This window comes from Bradyrhizobium sp. CSA207 (assembly GCF_029051685.1).
Taxonomy (GTDB): Bacteria; Pseudomonadota; Alphaproteobacteria; order Rhizobiales; family Xanthobacteraceae; genus Bradyrhizobium.
Genome location: NZ_JAACFT010000038.1, coordinates 63,172 through 81,800, shown reverse-complemented (window position 1 = coordinate 81,800; position 18,629 = coordinate 63,172). Strand labels below are relative to the sequence as shown.

Sequence of the window (18,629 nt, the reverse complement as noted above, 5' to 3'; positions counted from 1 at the left end):
GCACGATCCGATCGAAGGGCTGTCTATCCAACAAGACGGCGCTCGCGATGGTCTTCAAACTGGTCGAGGGCGCGCAGAGAACCTGGCGTCGTCTCGACGGTCATAACCAGTTGCCAAAACTCGTTCTTGGTGTGACATTCAACGACGGCATCGAGGTCATCGCCAAGCCGACCGACCGTCAGCCCGCAACCGCCGCCGCCTGACCGGCCCCGGACGTCACCAAAATTTGGCGATAGCTCCAGGCATCGGATAGAAAAGGCATTCCCGTGGCAAATATTTCGGTAGCGGCCGGCGCGCCGGTCTGCGACGCCCGTACGCGCATTGCGATCTTGTCGCCATCAATCACTTTCTCGCCTAAAGGCCGATGACCTTTATACTTGACCTGAAACTGAAATGTTCCGAGCTTCCGGACCTCCTTCTCGACAGGGATAGAACAGAGGCTAGCGTCGTTCTGAAGGAGGGTCCGATCATCAGGTACTATTAGCCTCCCAGAGCAGCGGCGTTCTGTACCTAGGCACGATCGTAGAACAATTGTCCCTATCGTCTCGTAGTCTCTTCTTGCTCCTTGACGAGAGGAGCTCCTTTCGAGATTGGTCAGAGTCTCGACGCCATTCGGCGTAACGAGAACCGTTTCGCTAAGCTCGTACTTCGCGTCGCCTTCCTTCATCCCGCCGCGCGCGTTCGTAGTGCTCTTGCAGCCAGCAAGGAACTAGACGATCGATTCCATGAAACCTGCATCATGGAACCTATGGGTTGATGGCGGATTCCTTGTTTTGCGGTTGGCGAAACGAGGAGCGACATCATGGCAGGATGGCGGCGAGCAGTCGAATTGGCAATGACGAACGAAGAGATTGAAAGATTGACGGCTCTTTCGCGGTCGCGGTCGCGGACCGAGCCGGCGGGCCGGGTATCGCGGGCGCAGATGCTGTTGGCCTATCGCGAGAATCCTTCGTTCTGTGCGGTGGGGCAAAGCGTCGGGGTCCACCATCAAACGGTTCAGCGCTGCGTGGAGCGGGCGCTGGGCTATGGGCCGCTGGCGGCCATCGAGGATCGACCACGGCCGGGCAAAGAACCGGTCATCACGCCGGAGGCCAAAGCCTGGTTGGTGTCGCTGGCGTGCGATAAGGCCAAGGAGCACGGCTATCCGCATGGGTTGTGGACGACGCGGCTTTTGGCACGTCACGCACGCGAGCACGGACCGACGTCGGGGCACGAATGTCTCGCAAAGCTCGTTCAAGGCACGGTGTGCAAGATCCTCGGCCAGGAGGAAATCAAGCCGCACAAGGTGCGCTACTATCTGGAACGTCGCGATGCCGAGTTCGAGCAGAAGATGGCGGAGGTTCTGTGCGTTTATCGCGAGGTCCGGGTTCTGAAAAAAGCCGCCGCCAAGTCGCGCAAAGCCATCAAGCGAGTGGCGATCGTTTCCTACGACGAAAAGCCGGGAATCCAGGCCATCGCAACGACAGCACCCGATTTGCCGCCCAAGCCCGGCGTCCACGCCACCTTTGCGCGGGATTACGAGTACAAACGTCATGGCACGCTGAGCCTGTTGGCCGGAATCGACCTGCTTACCGGGAAGGTCCACGCGCTGGTCAGAGACCGCCACCGCAGCCGGGAGTTCATCGAATTCCTCAAGCGTCTCGACGCCGCTTATCCGGCCGGCACCACGATCAGGCTGATCCTCGATAATCATTCTGCGCACATATCGAGAGAAACAACAGCTTGGCTCGACGCTCGACCGCCTGGACGCTTCGAGTTTACCTTCACGCCCAGGCATGGTTCGTGGCTCAACCTCATCGAGGGCTTCTTCTCCAAATTCGCCCGCTCGGTCTTGCGCCACATCCGGGTCGCCTCAAAACACGAGCTCAAAGAGCGCATTATGGCCGGCATCGACGACGTCAATCGCCACCCCGTCATCCACACGTGGTCATACAAACTCGCCGACGCCGCCTGATAGGATTCGAACCAAGGAAACGCTGACCTAGGTGTCGCGCCCGCTGAGATCAGCGCGAACTCAGCCACCCACTTTGTGCAGTTGTTGCTGCCCGGAGTGAACTAGAATCGGCACGAAGAGGAGCAACTCTACTTGACGGCTCCGAATCTCTTACGAATCGTTCGTGGGAAGGATGCGGATTTCGTTCGTGTTGATAGTGACGCCGAGTAGATCACCAGGCTTCGGATGGCGTCCAAACGGAAAACGCTCCTGCATCGTTAGTTGCTCTCCATTGACATCAAGCACGATCCGTGTTGCTCCTCCGTAATAGTTGGACTGAAGGACGCGGGCCTGTAGGTATACCCCAGCGGCGCCATCGGTCGAGAGCTTTATCTGTTCGGGACGGATCACGGCCGTCCCAGGCCCAGCGCTCCAATTGCCTACCAGACGCAAGCCCGCAGTTGACGTGAAGGCGCCATCCGGTCCGACCGTTCCCCTCAGCAAAGAACACCAGCCGATGAATTGCGCGACGAATGACGTCGCCGGCGCTTCGTAGATCTCGCCGGGTGTACCCAGCTGTTCGACCTGGCCGGCGTTCATGACCACAATGCGATCTGACATGGTAAGTGCTTCTTCCTGGTCATGTGTTACAAACAGGGTAGTAACGTCGACACTCCGGATCACCTCTCGCAATTCTTCCCGCATACGGATCCGCAGTTGCGCATCGAGGTTTGAGAATGGCTCATCAAGAAGGAGTACTGCCGGTCGCATTGCCAGCGCGCGTGCGAGTGCAATCCGCTGTTGCTGGCCGCCAGAAAGTTGACCCGGCAACCGTTGAGCCAAATGAGGCAGTTCGACGAGCCTGAGCATCTCCTCAACGCGTTGCTCACGCTTATGGCGGGGCCACTTCAGATTTTCCAGACCAAATGCGATGTTTTCTGCTACGGTCATATGTGGGAACAAAGCGTAACTCTGAAACACCATACCGGTATCCCGCCGATAGGGCGGCTGATGGGTCATGTCGATGTTATTAATGCTTACCATTCCGGAGGTCGGTTCTACAAACCCAGCGACCATACGCAAGGTCGTTGTCTTGCCGCAGCCCGATGGTCCAAGGAAGCAAACCAGTTCGCCACGACGCGCACTCAGCGAGACATTCGCAACGGCAACCGTTTCACCATATTGCTTTGAAACGGAGCGCAGCTCGACAACATAGTCCTCGGCTCGATGCATGGCGCTTTCGTGCTCTTTCGACAAAGCTCGCATGTCCCCTCCTCGCACTACGCTAACCTTTCTGCGCCGATAAGGCGCTCGATCGTCAGTATGACGATCAATGTCACAATGATCATAATGCTCGATACTGCCGCAACGAGTGGGTCATAGCTCGTATCGACATAAGCGAAGATCTGTACGGGCAAAGTCACGTTCCCGCCATAAGTGAGGAACATGGAGACGGTCACGTTGCCGAACGACGTCACAAACGCGAAGATCGCAGCAGAAAGCAGGCCGGGCAGGATAAGTGGCAGAGTAATGCGTCGTATCACCTGTAACGGCGGCGCTCGAAGGTTCATTGCCGCCTGCTCGAGCAGTTGGTCATGCAAGGAAAGACTCGCTAAAATGGTTCGCACAACGTAGGGTACCGCAAGAACGAGATGGCCAATGATCAGGGGATAGATGGTCTGTGTAAGACCGAGCCACACGAAGAGCTGTAAGAGCCCGATGCCGAGCACGACAGCTGGGACAATCAATGGCGAGAAGGCGAGTCCTTGGAGGAATGTTTTCCCCGCGAATGAACATCGGTTCATAGCAAATGCGCCGGCGAAGCCAATCACCAGCGCGATGATGGCAACGAGTACCGCAACGTAGGTGCTGGTCCAGAGCGCTGTCACGAACAGTTCATTCTCCCAAGCCTTTTGGTACCAGCGCAGCGAAAAGCCAGTTGGAGGGAAGTTCATTGTGTCGCCGCTGGTGAACGATAGGGCGATCACCAGCACCGCCGGTAGCGCGAGCATCGTATACACAATGGCACGAATGAGTGCGCCGGAAGCCGCCATCGCATCATCAATGAAATCAGACCGCATAGCGTTTCCCTCCGGCGATCAAACGTGAGGCAATCAGGGCGTTTATCGCCGCTGTGAACCCGAATCCGCTCACAAACAGCACGAAAGCCATTGCTGCGCCTGATGGCCAATTCAGCTCTGACATGATGCGCTCATAGATGAGGCTTCCAAGCATCGCGATGCGAGCTCCGCCAACCAGGCGAGGGGTGACGAAGGCTGAAATCGACAGCACAAAGACGAGATTAAAGCCAACAAGAATGCCAGGGACCGCGAGAGGAATGATAATTCTTCGGAAGGTCGTGAAGCGATTAGCGCGTAGATTTGCGGCCGCCTGTTCGAGAACCGGATGTATTTGAGTGACGACGCTCATGACAGACAAGATCATGAACGGAACGAACTGCTGCACCAGGACTAGCAGCACAGCAGGTCGGGTAAAAAGAAACTGTTTTGGCGAGGAAAAAATGCCGAGACTTATGAAGAGCGAATTGACTACTCCATTGCGCCCAAGGACGATGAGCCAGCCAAATACAATGACCACCAGACTAAGCGTCAGCGGCATGATCGCGATAATCGTCCGCCATCGCCGCTCCAGAGGCGGCAGACGAGCGAGTGAATATCCAACAGGGAAGCCGACCAGCAAGCAGATTAGGCTTACAGCGAATCCATCAATGAATGTCTCCAACAACACAGAGGAATAATAAGAATCCGAAAAGAACCGAATATATTGCTGCAGGCTGAAACCGCCCCCTTCGAGAAGATGACTGCCGGGCAGAAAACTTGATCGCAACAATCCTAAAACTGGCACGACGAGAAAGCCGGCAAGAAGCAACACCATCGGGGCCAGCAAAAGCGCTGGATTTACGATACGGCGACTCAAGACGGAGTGCTTCACGGCGGCACCTTTAATACCTCTGCTGAATGCACAACGGCCACTGCGCGCACCACGCCACACGAAGCGCTGAGGAGTAACGATCCAGTTAGCTTCGGATGATTTTATTGACTTGCTCGATCCGGGCGCTGCGATCTGTGATCCACACTTGCCAGTCGATCTTCTTTTTCAGAGCATTGCGCTGCGGCGAATTGAACAAGAGGTCTCTGCGAAGCTCTTCGGGCAAATCGACATCGGTCGTTACACTCTCGCGAAGCGCCTGGGGTAAGGCGAGCATGCCTTGATCAGAGAGCAGTTGCTCAACATAAGCGTGCGCAGCTTCCGGATATTTCATACCCTTGATGAGGTTGATGTAAGTGGTAATTGAGTAAACGCCTTGAGGTGGAACAACGGTCACAATGGGAATGCCCTTAGTGCGCAATTCGTGAGCGCGACCGTCCCAGAAAAACCCTGCATACGCCTCTTCGTTTTGGAACATCTGCAACTCGGCGACCGTTGCCTGCGCGAGCGCGACGATGTTTGGCTTCGCCGCTGCCATGACCTTGTATGCCGGCGCCATATCTGTGATTGAGCCGCCATTTTCTTCGGCTAGGCCAAGCAAATATAGGCTGCTGGTATCGAAAGTGGGAGCCGGAATGACTGCGCGACCAGCGAGATCAGCACGGGCAATATCGGAGTACGAGGCAAGCGGCTGCTTGATGTATTTCGAATTGTACACCGGGACGACGGCCGCGACACTGAACGGCACGCCATAGTCGCCAAATTCGCGAAACCCAGGAAGTATCCGTTGGACGTTGCGAACGTCTGACGCCCCGACCTCCTGGATCATGCCCGCCTTAAGGAGTTCAACCATGTAAGGACTATCGGCCATAAACATGTCGAATGGAGGATTATCCCTGTTTGCGATTAGCTTAACGAGATCCGTTGAGGTTGCGCCGGCGATGAATTGGATCCTTAGTCCGCACTTGTCCTCGAGCGGCGCAGCCACAGCCTTTCTTAAGGCTTCGTCGTAGAGACCGCCGAATCCGTTTACACGCAGTGTGATCCCAGAAAATTTCTTCGATTGAGCCTGAACGTAGGGTGCGGCCAGAACGCCAGCCGCAGCCACTGTCGCCACTTTCAAGAATTCGCGCCTTTTCATTCCCGATCTCCTCTGTTGCGCTCTATCACCAACCGCAAGCCGCTAGGTGCCGCCGCCGATCGTCACGGGATGCCGAACTCGACGGGGAATGTTATATCGCCCCGCCCCGCGGAACGACCGCGCACAGAGTCGGCACAGGCTCAGCCATCCGCGCCCGGAGTTCACATCAGTGATCGCAGCCACCATCACCCCAGGCGCACACCCGCCAGGCCAACAATCAACCGGACTCGCCCGCCCTCGTTCTCAGCAGGAACCGCTTCAATACTCACCTTCCGCCATCACCCCTGCGAACAAATTTGCACACTCTATCGACCACGGCCATTGAATCACCGCGCAACGTGGATCGCGCTCGCCTAAATAAGCCTTACACCATATGGCTCCTGAGCCTCGCTCCTCGGCGCTCCGAACCGTGATCGTCGACCAACGGAAGATTTCATTGTTACGTCAATATCATCAGAGGTCGGCCGATTTTCTTGAATTTTTGGCACGGCTGTGCCGAAATTCTACTTTGGTTGGGCTTATTGCGACGATTTTCTACATGAGAATCCGATTGACGCTCTATCTGCGCTCCAGCGAGGTCCATGAGCTGGGCTCAGCCCGGAGTTGCATCCCGCCTGAATTTGCTTTTCGGCCGGCCGCGCTCGTCGCCTTAGGTGTAAGCGGCATGAGACCTCCACCTCGTCATCGCGCGGCTCGCTTGAGATACAACCTGGCATGAGCTGATGGGTGGAGGTGAAGCGATGGCAAATGCCATGTTTGATGCCAGGCAGGAAGGCGACTCTTATCGTCGCGTTGAGGTGATCACCGGGGAGCGCCGGCGGCGACGGTGGACCAGCGAGGAGAAGGCCCGGATCGTGGCGGAGAGCTTTGAGGAGGGTGCGAACATCTCCGAGGTGGCGCGGCGCAATGGCGTTTCCCGCGGACTGCTCACAGTGTGGCGACGCCAGGTTGCGGCGACGGTGGCCGGCAAAGCCCAGAACTTCGTGCCGATCCAAATTGGTGCCGAGAGCGATGGCGGGAGATCTGGCGCGTCCGAGTGTATTTCGCCGGTACAGATGAAGCCCTTGGAGATTGCCGCACCGCAGGCCAAGGTCTGTGGAGTGGTCGAGATCGAGATGAACGGGGCGCGCATCCGCGTCGAGCCGGGAGTGGATCCGGCGACGCTTTCGGTGGTGCTGTCGGCGCTTCGAGGGATCCGGTGATTGCGCTACGGTCAGACCTTAAGGTGGTTCTGGCGGCACAGCCGGTCGACTTTCGCAAGTCGGTGCACACCCTGTCGGCGCTGGTGAGCGAAGCGCTACGTGCCAACCCGTATTGCGGCGACGTCTTCGTGTTCCGCAGCAAGCGCGCGGACAGAGTAAAGCTTCTGGCGTGGGACGGCAGCGGCATGGTGCTGGTGACGAAGTGGCTGCACCAGGGGCGCTTCACCTGGCCGCCGATCCGCGACGGCGTTGTGCATTTGAGTGCGACGCAACTCGCGATGCTGCTCGACGGGCTTGAATGGACGCGTGTCTCACCCAAGCCTGTGAAGCAGCCGGCGGTTGTCGGCTGAGAGGTGAGGATTTCGCTGGAGCCTGTAGCGCGCGGATGTATCTTTTGATCATGGCGATTCGCTCCGATGCTCTCCCGACCGATCCAGCAGCGCTAACCGAGATGGTGCTTGCGCTTGACGCTGAGAACGAGAAGCTGCGCGTAGCAATGCAGACGCTCAAGGAGATGATCTTCGGGAAGCGCTCGGAGCGGCTTGCCGCACTAGTGGCCGAGCAGCTCGCGCTTGAGCTTGGCGATCTTGAGACCGGCGTCACGCCGCCTGCAGCTGCCAACGACGATACAGCTGCGGCGAAGCCGCTGGGCAAGCCGCTGCGGAAGAAGGCGCGCCGCAACATCGGTTCGCTGCCCAAGCACCTGCCCCGCTGCGAGCAGGTGCTGGAGCCGGAGGCGACCGCGTGCCCGTGCTGCCAGGGCCAGCTTCACAAGATTGGGGAGGACGTCAGCGAGGTGCTGGACGTGATCCTGGCGATCCTGCGGGTGTTACGTACGGTCCGCCCCAAATATGGCTGCCGCAGCGGCACCGATGGCGTGGTTCAGGCGAAGGTACTGCCGCGCCTGATCGAGAGCGGCATGGCCTCGACCGCGCTGGTGAGCCACGTGGTGGTCTCGAAGTTCGCCTGGTATCTGCCGCTCTATCGGCAGGTGCAGATTCTGGCCGGCCAGGGCATCCATCTTGACCGCGCAACACTCGCCGGCTGGGTGAAGCGTGCCGCCTGGTGGCTCAAGAGCCTCTATGAGCTCCAGCTGCGGATGATTCAGGCCGCGTCGCGCGTGTTCTGCGATGAGACGCCGATGCCGGTGCTCGATCCCGGACGACATCGCACCCGCATCTGCCAGTTCTGGGCGCATGCCATGGATGACCGGCCATGGGGCGGTCCCTCGCCGCCGGCCGTTGCCTACGTATTCGCCGGCGGCCGCGGGGAGGAGATTGCCGGACAATTAATGGGCTTTTCCGGCATTCTGCAGGTGGATGGTTATGCCTGAGCTCGACCCGCAGGCCTACCTGACCGACGTGCTGGAACGTATCGTTTCCGGGAGAACCAAAAGCCATCAGCTGCACGAGCTGCTCGCCTGGAACTGGAAGGCGGCCCGCCAGCACATTGCGCAGGCCGCCGCGTGAGCCCACGTCGCCTTAAAGCATCGTCACCGATGGCCGCCGCCGCGATGCCGCTTGCGGCCCTTGAGCGATGGCTGCAGGCTCGCATCGATCGGCATCCTGCTGCCACCAGTCTGCCCATGCTCGACGGCTACGTCGCCGCGATCGTGGCCGGACCAGTGTCGATGAGCCCGCTCGACTGGATCTGTCCGCTGCTCGCCATCGATGCCGATGCTTTCAACCACGGTGGCACTCCGGAGTTCGCGGCGATCTCCGCCGTCGCGCAGCGCCATAACGAGATCAGCAACGTCCTTACGACCGCGCCCGACCGGTTCGAGCCGATGCACCAGCGCAAAGCCAATGGCGATGTCGATCTGGGACCCTGGTGTCAGGGATTCTACACCGCGATGCGGCTCAGGCTATCGGCATGGGCGCCGTTGCTGGACGCCAGCAACGTCAATCACGGACTGCTTCTGCCCATCCTGCTACACTGCCGCGACGATCAGGGCCGTCCGCGGTCGGACCGCCACCAGTGGACTTTCTGCGCAACGCCTACGCCGATATTCCAGCGGCCGTCGAGGCCACGCGCCAACACTGGATGCCGATCCGCTACGCACGCGCCTGCTGATTTCCGCAGACGTGGGAGCTCATACCGGTTACGATCATGGTGACCGAATTGGGACTCACGCGAAGTGATTCAACTAACTTGATCATTCACCCGATGGCGAAGCTAATGGACTCACTAACCGGTGGTTTCGTTACCGTTTCCCAAACTCTTTGCGCAATGTCCCAGAATCGACTCCACAAGCGGGAACAGGTCGCAGCGCGGGATAGTCTTCTTCACCAAAAATCGCACCCGGCGCGATTACGTGAACGTCGCCCGACGGCGTAGATACCTGTATTCGTCGCAAGTGGGGGTGTTTAGATACGTCTTCGATCTGGTTGAGCCGTCCATACGCAAGTCCGGCAGCCTCTAGTTCACTCATCGCCTCGTCGCTCGAGATTTGAGCAAACCGATCGATGACGATTTTATCCAAGGCAGCCCTGTTGCTGATTCGCTGCATGTTGTCGACGAAACCTGGCCGATGGATCAATTCCGGTTGCTTGAGGAATTTGGCGCAGAAGTTCACCCATTCACGATCATTCTGGACCGAAAAGACGATATCTTTGCCGTCCGCGCAGCGATACGCTCCATACGGAGCTAGCGACGGGTGGTTAACCCCAGTTCGCGCAGTCCGGTGGCCACCGTACTCGAATTGAAGCACCGGAACGTTCATCCAGTCCGCAATGGCATCAAACAGCGATACGCGAATGCTCATTCCTTGCCCCGTGCGCTCCCGCACCAGCAGCGCCTGCAAGATTGCGTTGAGAGCAGTCATGCCAGCGGAAATATCACATACAGACACCCCGACACGCGCCGGACCATGTGCTGTTCCGGTGATGGCGCAAAGCGCGGTCTCGGCTTGCACGATCAGGTCATACGCTTTCAAATGCGACAGCGCACCCTTGTCGCCGAATCCGGAGATGTCACAGGTTATCAGCCGGGGGAAGCGCTTTCGAAGATCGACTGAGCCAAACCCAAGCTTTTCGATGCTACCAGGTTTTAGATTTTGAATGAAGACATCAGCCCGAGCGACCATCTCGTCAAGCACTTCGCGGTCTTCCTCGACAGTTAGGTCGAGGCAGATCGATTCTTTTCCACGATTTAGCCAAACGAAATACGCACTTTGCCCATTGACCAGCTTATCGTAATTTCGCGCGAAGTCGCCCTCAGGGCGTTCGATCTTAATGACGCGCGCACCAGCATCGGCAAGGCGCGAAGAAGCATAGGGGGCTGCTACCGCCTGCTCGACGGCAACAACGGTAATGCCCTCAAGTGCCGTTGTCATGCGGATCCCGCTCCGACATTCGGACGTGAATTCTGGGCGCGCCTATGATTCAGTATGGAAAGTAGTCTGCTTTGCTCATTTCCGACGATCGATATGCCCTCATCGACGCCCATGCCTGGTCTAGCGAGAATCATGTCAGCCTGTGTAGCCACTGCAATGTTTACCGCAGCCCTCGCTGACAAGTCCGTTTCGGTGCAGCTCCCGCCAACATATGCACCGACCCCATTTTCCTTACACAACAACACAGCCCTAGCAGAGTCAGCAATCGAACCAACGTCCGGCATCTTAATCTGGATCAAGTGAGCCGCTTTTGCTTCGGCAAAGAGCCGGATGTCATCCAGCGTATTGCATTGCTCGTCGACTACGATTCGGGCTTCTGTGCCGCGCCTGTCAAGCAGCGCGACGATCTTGGCGTACTCTTGCAGCTGAACTTCAGTTGACCCGAAGTCTGCCGGACACTCAATATGAAGTCGGTAGCCTGGAACATCATCCGCAAGTCGCGCGATGAAATCGGCAATTTTTTGCGCGTCCATTCCGATCTCGAGGCCTATCCAACCGTAAACGTCAAAATGCAGAACAGGATGGTATCCGGACTCTCCGATCTGCGCTATGCGTCTCGCGACCCATTTGACAAATTCCCGGAACGTGCCCCCTGAAGCGCCAAACTTTGCGCGCGAGTTAATCAATCCATGCGGGAGCACGTCGACAGACTTGAGGATCATCTTATCAACGTTCAATTCTCGCGCATCCCCACTCTGGGCGTAGATTGGAACTCGCCTCTCCGGTAATGGCAAGGAAAATTCCGAACAAATCACTTCGGCAAGTGTCGTTCGGGCATTATGAGCGGCGGCGCGAAGCAAAGCTTGGCTCACGCCATATTCGATCGCGAGGGGTAGACGCCTGTCCTCATGACATGCGAGCACACGTTCACAAGCGCTGAGGAAGTTAGAGACGTCTACACCCAGAAGCCGCGGGATAACCACGGATCTCGTGAGTGCTTCGATGGCGTCGAGCCGAAAGACTGGCTCACGACCGCCTGTCCCGGAATATTGTACGTTCATCATGTCGCCCCACACGATCACATCGTCGGGCAAGACTAGACCGATGCTGAGCGAACGCGACGGCATACGGACACTGGTAAAGCCAGGGGTCCGGGGCGCTCCTAGATAGCAAAAACCGTCCTGAGTAGCGCCGGCACGTATTGCAGCTTGATCGTCATAAAAGAAGCTTCCGTTCCCAGGAGCCAGAATAACATGTGTTATCGTCGGAGAGATCGTCATTTTGCGCTCAATCTAAGTCCTATTGTGTCTCGACTGCTATTGACCTCTATGAAGCACTGCATTCCCGTGGCTCTACGTACTGCAAAGCCATCGCCGAAGGATGTAACGACCCAGCCTGCGAATACTTGATCTGACGACGCCTTTCGCTGCCGAAAGAACGGCTCAGGAGTATATCAGCGCTAAGCTGGTCCGTGACGCGACAGACCGTCTAGCCTCCGTTGACGAGCTTAAGGGTTTGGAAGGCTCTCACACCTTCCGCACCACCTTCGTAACCGTAGCCACTCTGTTTAATGCCGGTGTTTGGTGCATCCGCAGAAACGCCCTTGAGGTGGTTTATGCTAATAGCGCCCGCCGAAAGGCTGCGGACCATGCGCTTCCGAAGCTCGAGGGAGTCGGTAAAGAAATAAGATGCTAGGCCGTAATCGCTGGCGTTTGCCTCCTTGATTGCCTCTTCGATCGTATCGAACGGCGCAACCGTAAGAATGGGTCCGAACGGCTCCTCGTGGAGTACCTGTGATTCGGGATGGACATTGCTCAGAATTGTAGGCGCCCAATAAAAGCCCGCTCGACCAATGCGTCTACCACCGGTTTCAACCTTCGCTCCACGATCGACAGCATCCTTCGTCAGCCGTTCCATGGCTTCAATGCGTCTCGCATTCGCCATTGGTCCCATGTCCGTGGTGGGATCGTTGGGCGCACCTACTCTGATCTTTTCTGCAGCCCGAACTAGTCTCGCCAGACACTCCTCATAAATCGATCTGGCGACTAGAATGCGACTAGGAGCGTTGCAGCTTTGGCCTGCGCATTCAAACTTGTATTCGGATATTGCGGAAACCGCCTTCAGGAGGTTCGTGTCGTCAAAGACAAGAACAGGGGAGTGGCCACCGAGCTCTAGAACGCAGCGCTGCAGATTATTTGCGGCGATCTTCGCGAGTCCTTTGCCAATTGGCGTGGAACCCGTGAAAGACAAAGCTCGGACGACAGGCGAGGCGAGCAGGTGTTCAGAGATCATCGGCGGACTTCCGAAGACCAGACTCACAACGCCCGGTGGAATCCCCGCCTCTTGCAAAGCTTCGATTATATAGACCCCGGCGCTTGGAGTTTCCTCTGCCGCTTTCAGGATGACCGAGCAGCCGGCGGCGATAGACGCGCCAAGCTTTCGGGCGTTAAGGACGGCCGGGTAGTTCCAGGGCGTGAATGCGGCAACCACACCAATCGCTTCTGGTACGATGATCCGTTTTCCGTCTATCGGATATGGAGCCGACGTTTTCGCTGCGTGCGCACCATTCCACTCGAGCATTTCGACTGCGCGGGCATACTCTCCCTTCGCTTCCGCCAGGGTCTTGCCTTGTTCCGTCGAAAGTGAAGCCGCCGCAAGATCGATTTTTCCCTTTAGAATCCGTGCCGCGCGAATGAGAAGCGCCCCCCGTTCCTCGGCCGGTGTATTCGACCACTGCAGCTGACTCGCTTGTGCGGACGTTAACGCATCGTCGAGATCCGACGCCGAGGCAACAGCGACACGCCCGAACTCATGCTCGGTGGCAGGATTGAGAAGGGGCAGATCGGCGCCGTTACCCCCTAAGCGCCACGCACCGTTGATGAAGAGTTTGTAGTCTATGCTATCGGACATACGTGGTCGCCGCTCTGCCGTTCGGTGTTTGTGTCGTTTACTCGTTTGATGCCCAAGCTACCGCTTGGATTATATTCAAGGTTACCCATCCGGGCTCTTAGCTCGGCGATCCCATTCAGCCAATTGTGGTGACTGAGCAGCCCATGACCTCAAGCGTGTATCTACGTGAGAAGCGGATGCTGCTCGCACATCGGCTTTCAGTGCAGGCGACTTAGGCAACTGGTGGCCGAAGTATCCGGCCATTATTTTCTAGATTTTCTCACGATCACGCACGAGCTCGTCCATCACGGAGCGGACGGCACTCTCGGCGATCGAAACAATGTCATCAACATCCGCCTTGGTGGTCACGAGCGGCGGAGCGAAGCCAAGGATGTCACCATGCGGCATGGGGCGGGCAATAAGCCCCCGATCGCGGGCCGCCTTGGAAATGCGAGCACCAACTTTGAGAGATGCATCAAACCGCCTTTTCTTATCGCGATCGGCAACGAACTCGATTGCGCCCATCAAGCCGACCCCGCGCACTTCCCCAACGATCGGCAACTGCGCGAACTTCTCCTTGAGCTGGGCTTGGAAGTAGGCGCCGACTTCGCGCGCATTGGCAGGAAGGTTCTCCCGTTCCACGATGTCGAGGACGGCGTTTGCCGTGGCAGCACCGATCGGATGACCCGAATAGGTGTAGCCGTGCGAAAATGCGCCAACCTTGTCAGCACCGTCTTCCAAAACTCTGTAGACCTTGTCCCCGACGATCGCGCCGGAGAGCGGGAAGTAACCCGAAGTCAGCCCCTTCGCGATCGTGATCAGATCGGGCTCGATTCCGTAGTGCTCCGAGCCAAACATCGAGCCAGTGCGGCCGAAGCCGGTGATCACCTCGTCGGCAATCAAGAGAACGTCGTGCTTCTTGAGTACAGCCTGGATCGCTTCCCAGTAGCCCACCGGAGGCGGGGTGATACCGCCCGTGCCGAGCACCGGCTCGGCAATGAAGGCGCCGACATTGTCCGGGCCGAGACGCTCGATGAGCTGGTCGAGCTCAACGGCGCGACGGGCCGAGAATTCGCGCTCGGTCTCCTCGGGATTGCAGCCCCAGTAGTAATGCGGAGCGCCCGTGCGCACGATCTGCGGCAGCGGGAGATCCATGTAGTCATGGTAGAAGCTCATACCGGTCATCGAACCGGAAAGTACGCTGCAGCCGTGATAGCCACGCTCTCGCGCGATGATCTTCTTCTTGTTGGGCTTACCTCGAAGATTGTTGTAGTACCAGACGAGCTTGGCCTGTGTCTCATTGGCATCCGAACCAGACATGCCGTAGAAGACCTTACTCATCTTTCCTGGCGCCATCTTGACGAGACGATCGGAGAGGATCGCTAGCTCGTCCGTGGTGTGCGCAGCGTAGCAGTGGTAGTACGCGAGGCGGTAGGCCTGACGCGAAATGGCTTCAGCTACTTCGGTTCGGCCATAACCAACATTGACGCAGTACATGCCGGCAAAGCCGTCGATGAGCTGATTGCCATTAGCGTCCTGAATACGGATACCATTACCAGTTTCGACGATCGTCGGCTCGCCAAGCTTACCGGTCGCAAAATCCTTGAGATGCGTGAAGGGATGCAGGACGCTGTTTTTGTCTTTTTCGCTAATTTCTTTGATATTGATTGCCATGGTGCACCACTCTCTGTTCAACCTGCGAGGTTCGCAAAGCAGATTTATTTGGGCTCAACGAGACCGCACGTTGAGTCTTGATGGACGAGGTCGGCCGCTTCCTTCAGCCCAGATAGATGGCGGCCAACGAACTTTCAGGGCGACGATCACCTGCACGCCTATATTCACGTAAGTTCGGCGCATGGACCGCTGGCGTCGCACACATAGACCAGGGCGCGCGCCCAGCGCCCGACTCAGCGCCGGCGACAGGGATTTCACATCAGCGGAGAGAAGGATGGCCGCTCTGTCTGCGAACGTCTCTTCCCTTGCAATCAGCACGTCTTTACTCACCCCAGCAAGCACGAGAGCCGCCGCGAAGCTTACTCCGTGCAGCCCCGCTCCTTCCGGCGACGCGGGCACCGGCTGCTGAATAGTTTGAAACACCATCTGTAAGTCCGGCGCGCCCCTTTTGTTGAAATGCCTATGCATTCAGGATACTGATGTGACGGATATATTTGCGTCGTATCTCCTGTCGTTCAGAAGATTTCCTGCATCGTACAGGCAGTTGGCGCTGCGATTCACCCCAAGGGCTGGAGCCGTTATGCAGTATGATCGAACAGACGCCCGCATCCTCGAGATCGTGCAAAAAAACAACCGTCTAACTTCCGAGGTGATTGGCGAAATGGCAGGGCTTTCTGCTACTGCGTGTCAACGACGCCTAAAGCGCCTTCGTTCAGACGGTATCATTGAGGCAGACGTCTCGATCGTCTCGCCAAAAGCTGTAGGAAGACCTCTTCAGATGCTCGTGCTAGTGAGCCTCGAGCGGGAGCGCACAGATATAATCGATAGATTTAAGAAGGCCATCAAATCATCTACTGAAGTCGTCAACGGATTTTACGTCACCGGCGATGCTGATTTTGTCCTGTACGTCACAGCGCGCACCATGGACGATTATGAGCAATTCACGCGTCGCTTCTTCTATGAGAATCCAAACATCAAGGGTTTTAAGACGATGGTTATTGTCGACCGTGTTAAGGTAGGCTTTGCAATTCCAATTGAACCTGCAGATGATTGAGCAAGGCTGGTCTCGACATCTTGCTCCACAGAGTGACGCGCTTGTGCACTTTTTCGTCGCTCACTCGCACAGAACGCGAAAAACCAGCAATCTCGCTGCCGTACTTTCCGCCACTATCGATAGTCTGAGAGGCCTCTTCAGATTTTGCTCGTGCCAGTGAATTTCAAACAAGCGAGGATCGCGTCTCATTCCTTGCGACACAAAGATAGCGGCATCAGATCGAATCACCGTGACCTCAATGTCACGTTCACAACATTACGCAATCGGCATAAGCTCTCTTCAAGTTAAAGGCCCGATCCAGCAGACGTGCGGTATTCGGGCGCAGCGATTCTGCTCTAACCGCGGGATATCATGGCATTTCTTGCGGACGATGGCCCTACTCTGTCCAAGCAACTCACCACACTCGGTAGCTTGCATGCTCACAGCGAGAGATCGATCTCGCGCTACGCGATGAGACAACTGCCAAGCGAGATTTACCTGAGAGCTGTAGCTCTTTGGCGCTGCTCTCAAACGCATAACGCGCAAGCGGAGTTGGAAAACACTTGCGCCATTGATTGCGGTCAAGCTTGGCCGAGCAGATCAGATCCGGAAATCAGGCGATAAAGGCGAGGTCGAGAGGAATGATCGATCCATCCAGGCCACAGACCTTCAGCTCCGACGGGATCATCGCGCCGTTACGCTTTCGAACGTACCGACGTGTCTGGCTCGCCAGCCTGCTCGCCAACCTCGGTATCCTGATGCAAGGCGTCGGAGCGGCCTGGGCAATGACTCAGATGACGTCGTCCGCGGATAAGGTCGCACTGGTGCAGACGGCGCTCATGCTTCCCGTGATGCTGATTTCGATGCCGGCTGGCGCTATTGCTGACATGCACGACCGTCGCATGGTGGCTCTGGTTGCGCTGTCGATTGAGATTTGCGGCGCGGTCGCGCTGACTATAGTCGAATGGTCAGGTTTCACCACGCCGAATGTCTTGTTGGTGCTTTGCTTTGTGATGGGCAGCGGCATGTCGTTGAGGGCGCCGGCTTGGCAATCCTCTGTCAGCGAGCAGGTGCCGCCGGCCTCGCTACCGGCTGCGGTTGCGCTCAACGGGATCAGTTACAACATTGCGCGCAGCTTTGGACCTGCAATCGGGGGTATTGTGGTTGCAACCGCGGGCGCAGTTGCAGCGTTCGCGCTGAACGCATGGTTCTATCTGCCACTGCTGGTCGCACTGGTCTTCTGGAAGCGTGTCGCCGAGCCGTCTCGGCTACCGCGCGAACAACTGAGCCGCGCCATTGTCTCAGGCGTACGCTATATTACCAACTCGCCTTCTATCAAAATCGTGCTGACGCGCACGTTCCTAACCGGTGTGATTGGCGGTTCGATTTCGGCGCTGATGCCGCTTGTCGCGCGTGACCTTTTGCAGGGAAGTGTGCAGACTTACGGCATTATACTTGGCGCCTTCGGTCTTGGAGCGGTGGTCGGCGCGCTCTTTATTGGTGAGGTGCGCAACCGAATGAGCGGCGAGGCCGCGGTGCGTGCCTGCGCTCTGTCGATGGGGGGCGCCATCGCTGCGGTCGGCCTGAGCGGCAACCCGATTATGACGGCAACCGCACTGCTTTTGGCCGGCGCGATGTGGACGATGACGCTGACGCTGTTCAACATCGGCGTACAGCTCTCCGCCCCGCGCTGGGTGGCTGGCCGTTCGCTTGCGGCCTATCAGGCTGCAAGCTCGGGCGGTATCGCCATCGGCAGCTGGGGCTGGGGGCGCCTCACCGATAGCGCCGGTGTTGAGGTCGCGCTGCTGGCTTCCTCGACGCTCATGCTCCTCTCTCCGCTTCTAGGGCTCTGGCTGCGAATGCCCCCCATCAGCGCAAGCGACCAGGATGCCGAGTCGCTGGCCGATCCCGAGGTACGGCTTGCGCTTACCGCGCGAAGTGGGCCGTTGGTAGTCGAGGTCGAATATTGCGTGTCGCAAGAGAATGCGCGGGCCTTTCACAACGTAATGCGGGATGTGCAGCTATTGCGGCAACGCAACGGCGCCTATGGCTGGTCGATTGCACGCGACATCGCCAACCCCGAACTCTGGACCGAGCGCTATCACTGCCCAACATGGCTAGACTATTTGCGCCAGCGCAACCGTTCGACCCGGTCGGAGCGTGGGCTAGAGCGGCGCGCGGCGGCTTTCCATGTTGGTCCTGATCCGGTGCGCGTCCGCCGCATGCTGGAACGTCCATTCGGATCAGTGCGGTGGAAGGAAGACGTGCCCGACCGCGCTGCATCCGAACTCTTGCCCGATAATCCTAAGCGCGGCGGCAGATAGCGTTAGTCGTCCGCTGGAGCCAAGACATCTGCGGTTTCTGACTAATGCGAAACTCTCGGGTGCAAGCTTCTCGGCAGCGAGAGAACCTGATGCGCCACGAGCGTGCGCTCGACTTCGGACACTGGGTATCCTCGGTTGGCCAGTGTGTTC

The 18,629-nt window shown here is 57.7% G+C and carries 16 protein-coding genes and 1 pseudogene; 9 read left to right on the top strand and 8 right to left on the bottom strand.

The window, feature by feature from the left end:
- Both GWG65_RS33110 and GWG65_RS33105 read left to right on the top strand, forming a co-directional pair.
- A pseudogene (locus GWG65_RS33110) lies at nucleotides 1-203 on the top strand (IS256 family transposase); the annotation flags it as partial.
- 599 nt (nucleotides 204-802) lie between these two features.
- On the top strand, nucleotides 803-1,954 hold the full coding sequence (locus GWG65_RS33105; protein ID WP_275199684.1) for an IS630 family transposase: 1,152 nt from the start codon (nucleotides 803-805) through the stop codon (nucleotides 1,952-1,954).
- Nucleotides 1,955-2,104: 150 nt separating this feature from the next.
- Here the strand turns inward: GWG65_RS33105 and GWG65_RS33100 are convergent, their stop codons facing one another.
- The 4 genes from GWG65_RS33100 to GWG65_RS33085 form a co-directional block, all read right to left on the bottom strand.
- A complete protein-coding gene (locus GWG65_RS33100) occupies nucleotides 2,105-3,199 on the bottom strand; it encodes an ABC transporter ATP-binding protein (RefSeq protein WP_275199683.1) in 1,095 nt (364 codons plus the stop codon).
- Nucleotides 3,200-3,213: 14 nt separating this feature from the next.
- Entirely contained in the window at nucleotides 3,214-4,014 is an 801-nt protein-coding gene (locus GWG65_RS33095) for an ABC transporter permease (protein ID WP_275199682.1), read from the bottom strand.
- A complete protein-coding gene (locus tag GWG65_RS33090) occupies nucleotides 4,004-4,885 on the bottom strand; it encodes an ABC transporter permease (RefSeq protein ID WP_275199681.1) in 882 nt (293 codons plus the stop codon). The genes GWG65_RS33095 and GWG65_RS33090 overlap by 11 nt, the downstream gene beginning before the upstream one ends.
- Before the next feature lie 85 nt (nucleotides 4,886-4,970).
- Nucleotides 4,971-6,023 (bottom strand): extracellular solute-binding protein, encoded by a 1,053-nt coding sequence (locus GWG65_RS33085; protein WP_275199680.1) that lies wholly within the window; start codon nucleotides 6,021-6,023, stop codon nucleotides 4,971-4,973.
- A gap of 752 nt (nucleotides 6,024-6,775) precedes the next feature.
- Between GWG65_RS33085 and GWG65_RS33080 the strand changes: the two genes are divergently transcribed.
- From GWG65_RS33080 to GWG65_RS33060, 5 genes are read left to right on the top strand one after another with little or no spacing between them, the layout of a single operon-like run.
- A complete protein-coding gene (locus GWG65_RS33080; RefSeq protein WP_275199690.1) occupies nucleotides 6,776-7,225 on the top strand; it encodes a transposase in 450 nt (149 codons plus the stop codon).
- Nucleotides 7,222-7,575 carry an IS66 family insertion sequence element accessory protein TnpB gene (tnpB, locus tag GWG65_RS33075; RefSeq protein WP_247388576.1) on the top strand — a complete coding sequence of 118 codons (354 nt, stop codon included), beginning with the start codon at nucleotides 7,222-7,224 and terminating at the stop codon, nucleotides 7,573-7,575. The genes GWG65_RS33080 and tnpB overlap by 4 nt, the downstream gene beginning before the upstream one ends.
- 50 nt (nucleotides 7,576-7,625) lie before the next feature.
- Nucleotides 7,626-8,558: an IS66 family transposase gene (locus GWG65_RS33070; RefSeq protein WP_275199679.1), complete on the top strand. Its 933-nt coding sequence runs from the start codon at nucleotides 7,626-7,628 to the stop codon at nucleotides 8,556-8,558.
- Nucleotides 8,551-8,694 carry a transposase domain-containing protein gene (locus GWG65_RS33065; protein WP_275199678.1) on the top strand — a complete coding sequence of 48 codons (144 nt, stop codon included), beginning with the start codon at nucleotides 8,551-8,553 and terminating at the stop codon, nucleotides 8,692-8,694. Before GWG65_RS33070 ends, GWG65_RS33065 begins: the two co-directional genes overlap by 8 nt.
- Before the next feature lie 29 nt (nucleotides 8,695-8,723).
- The gene (locus GWG65_RS33060) at nucleotides 8,724-9,341 is read left to right on the top strand and encodes a UPF0149 family protein (protein ID WP_275199677.1); all 618 of its coding nucleotides are present in this window, start codon (nucleotides 8,724-8,726) and stop codon (nucleotides 9,339-9,341) included.
- A gap of 87 nt (nucleotides 9,342-9,428) precedes the next feature.
- Here GWG65_RS33060 and GWG65_RS33055 read toward each other — a convergent pair whose 3' ends face one another.
- The 4 genes from GWG65_RS33055 to GWG65_RS33040 form a co-directional block, all read right to left on the bottom strand.
- Nucleotides 9,429-10,559, bottom strand: a complete 1,131-nt coding sequence (locus GWG65_RS33055; protein WP_275199676.1) for a CaiB/BaiF CoA-transferase family protein — start codon at nucleotides 10,557-10,559, stop codon at nucleotides 9,429-9,431.
- The gene (locus GWG65_RS33050; RefSeq protein WP_275199675.1) at nucleotides 10,556-11,839 is read right to left on the bottom strand and encodes a methylaspartate ammonia-lyase; all 1,284 of its coding nucleotides are present in this window, start codon (nucleotides 11,837-11,839) and stop codon (nucleotides 10,556-10,558) included. Before GWG65_RS33050 ends, GWG65_RS33055 begins: the two co-directional genes overlap by 4 nt.
- Nucleotides 11,840-12,047: 208 nt before the next feature.
- Entirely contained in the window at nucleotides 12,048-13,469 is a 1,422-nt protein-coding gene (locus tag GWG65_RS33045; RefSeq protein WP_275199674.1) for an aldehyde dehydrogenase family protein, read from the bottom strand.
- A 249-nt stretch (nucleotides 13,470-13,718) separates the two neighbouring features.
- On the bottom strand, nucleotides 13,719-15,122 hold the full coding sequence (locus tag GWG65_RS33040) for an aspartate aminotransferase family protein (protein WP_275199673.1): 1,404 nt from the start codon (nucleotides 15,120-15,122) through the stop codon (nucleotides 13,719-13,721).
- Between the two features lie 580 nt (nucleotides 15,123-15,702).
- Between GWG65_RS33040 and GWG65_RS33035 the strand changes: the two genes are divergently transcribed.
- Complete coding sequence (locus GWG65_RS33035; protein ID WP_275199672.1) at nucleotides 15,703-16,176, top strand: Lrp/AsnC family transcriptional regulator; 474 nt, start codon at nucleotides 15,703-15,705, stop codon at nucleotides 16,174-16,176.
- Between the two features lie 620 nt (nucleotides 16,177-16,796).
- Nucleotides 16,797-18,479, top strand: a complete 1,683-nt coding sequence (locus GWG65_RS33030) for an MFS transporter (RefSeq protein ID WP_275199671.1) — start codon at nucleotides 16,797-16,799, stop codon at nucleotides 18,477-18,479.
- The last annotated feature ends 150 nt before the right edge of the window (nucleotides 18,480-18,629 follow it).

Bases quoted from the DNA above. Each gene is read 5' to 3' on its own strand.
- GWG65_RS33085 (WP_275199680.1), bottom strand. From the start codon at position 6,023: ATGAAAAGGCGCGAATTCTTGAAAGTGGCGACAGTGGCTGCGGCTGGC.
- GWG65_RS33055 (WP_275199676.1), bottom strand. From the start codon at position 10,559: ATGACAACGGCACTTGAGGGCATTACCGTTGTTGCCGTCGAGCAGGCG.
- GWG65_RS33035 (WP_275199672.1), top strand. From the start codon at position 15,703: ATGCAGTATGATCGAACAGACGCCCGCATCCTCGAGATCGTGCAAAAA.
- GWG65_RS33095 (WP_275199682.1), bottom strand. From the start codon at position 4,014: ATGCGGTCTGATTTCATTGATGATGCGATGGCGGCTTCCGGCGCACTC.
- GWG65_RS33060 (WP_275199677.1), top strand. From the start codon at position 8,724: ATGGCCGCCGCCGCGATGCCGCTTGCGGCCCTTGAGCGATGGCTGCAG.
- GWG65_RS33070 (WP_275199679.1), top strand. From the start codon at position 7,626: ATGGCGATTCGCTCCGATGCTCTCCCGACCGATCCAGCAGCGCTAACC.
- GWG65_RS33080 (WP_275199690.1), top strand. From the start codon at position 6,776: ATGTTTGATGCCAGGCAGGAAGGCGACTCTTATCGTCGCGTTGAGGTG.
- GWG65_RS33105 (WP_275199684.1), top strand. From the start codon at position 803: ATGGCAGGATGGCGGCGAGCAGTCGAATTGGCAATGACGAACGAAGAG.
- GWG65_RS33100 (WP_275199683.1), bottom strand. From the start codon at position 3,199: ATGCGAGCTTTGTCGAAAGAGCACGAAAGCGCCATGCATCGAGCCGAG.
- GWG65_RS33050 (WP_275199675.1), bottom strand. From the start codon at position 11,839: ATGACGATCTCTCCGACGATAACACATGTTATTCTGGCTCCTGGGAAC.
- GWG65_RS33040 (WP_275199673.1), bottom strand. From the start codon at position 15,122: ATGGCAATCAATATCAAAGAAATTAGCGAAAAAGACAAAAACAGCGTC.
- GWG65_RS33045 (WP_275199674.1), bottom strand. From the start codon at position 13,469: ATGTCCGATAGCATAGACTACAAACTCTTCATCAACGGTGCGTGGCGC.
- GWG65_RS33030 (WP_275199671.1), top strand. From the start codon at position 16,797: ATGATCGATCCATCCAGGCCACAGACCTTCAGCTCCGACGGGATCATC.
- GWG65_RS33065 (WP_275199678.1), top strand. From the start codon at position 8,551: ATGCCTGAGCTCGACCCGCAGGCCTACCTGACCGACGTGCTGGAACGT.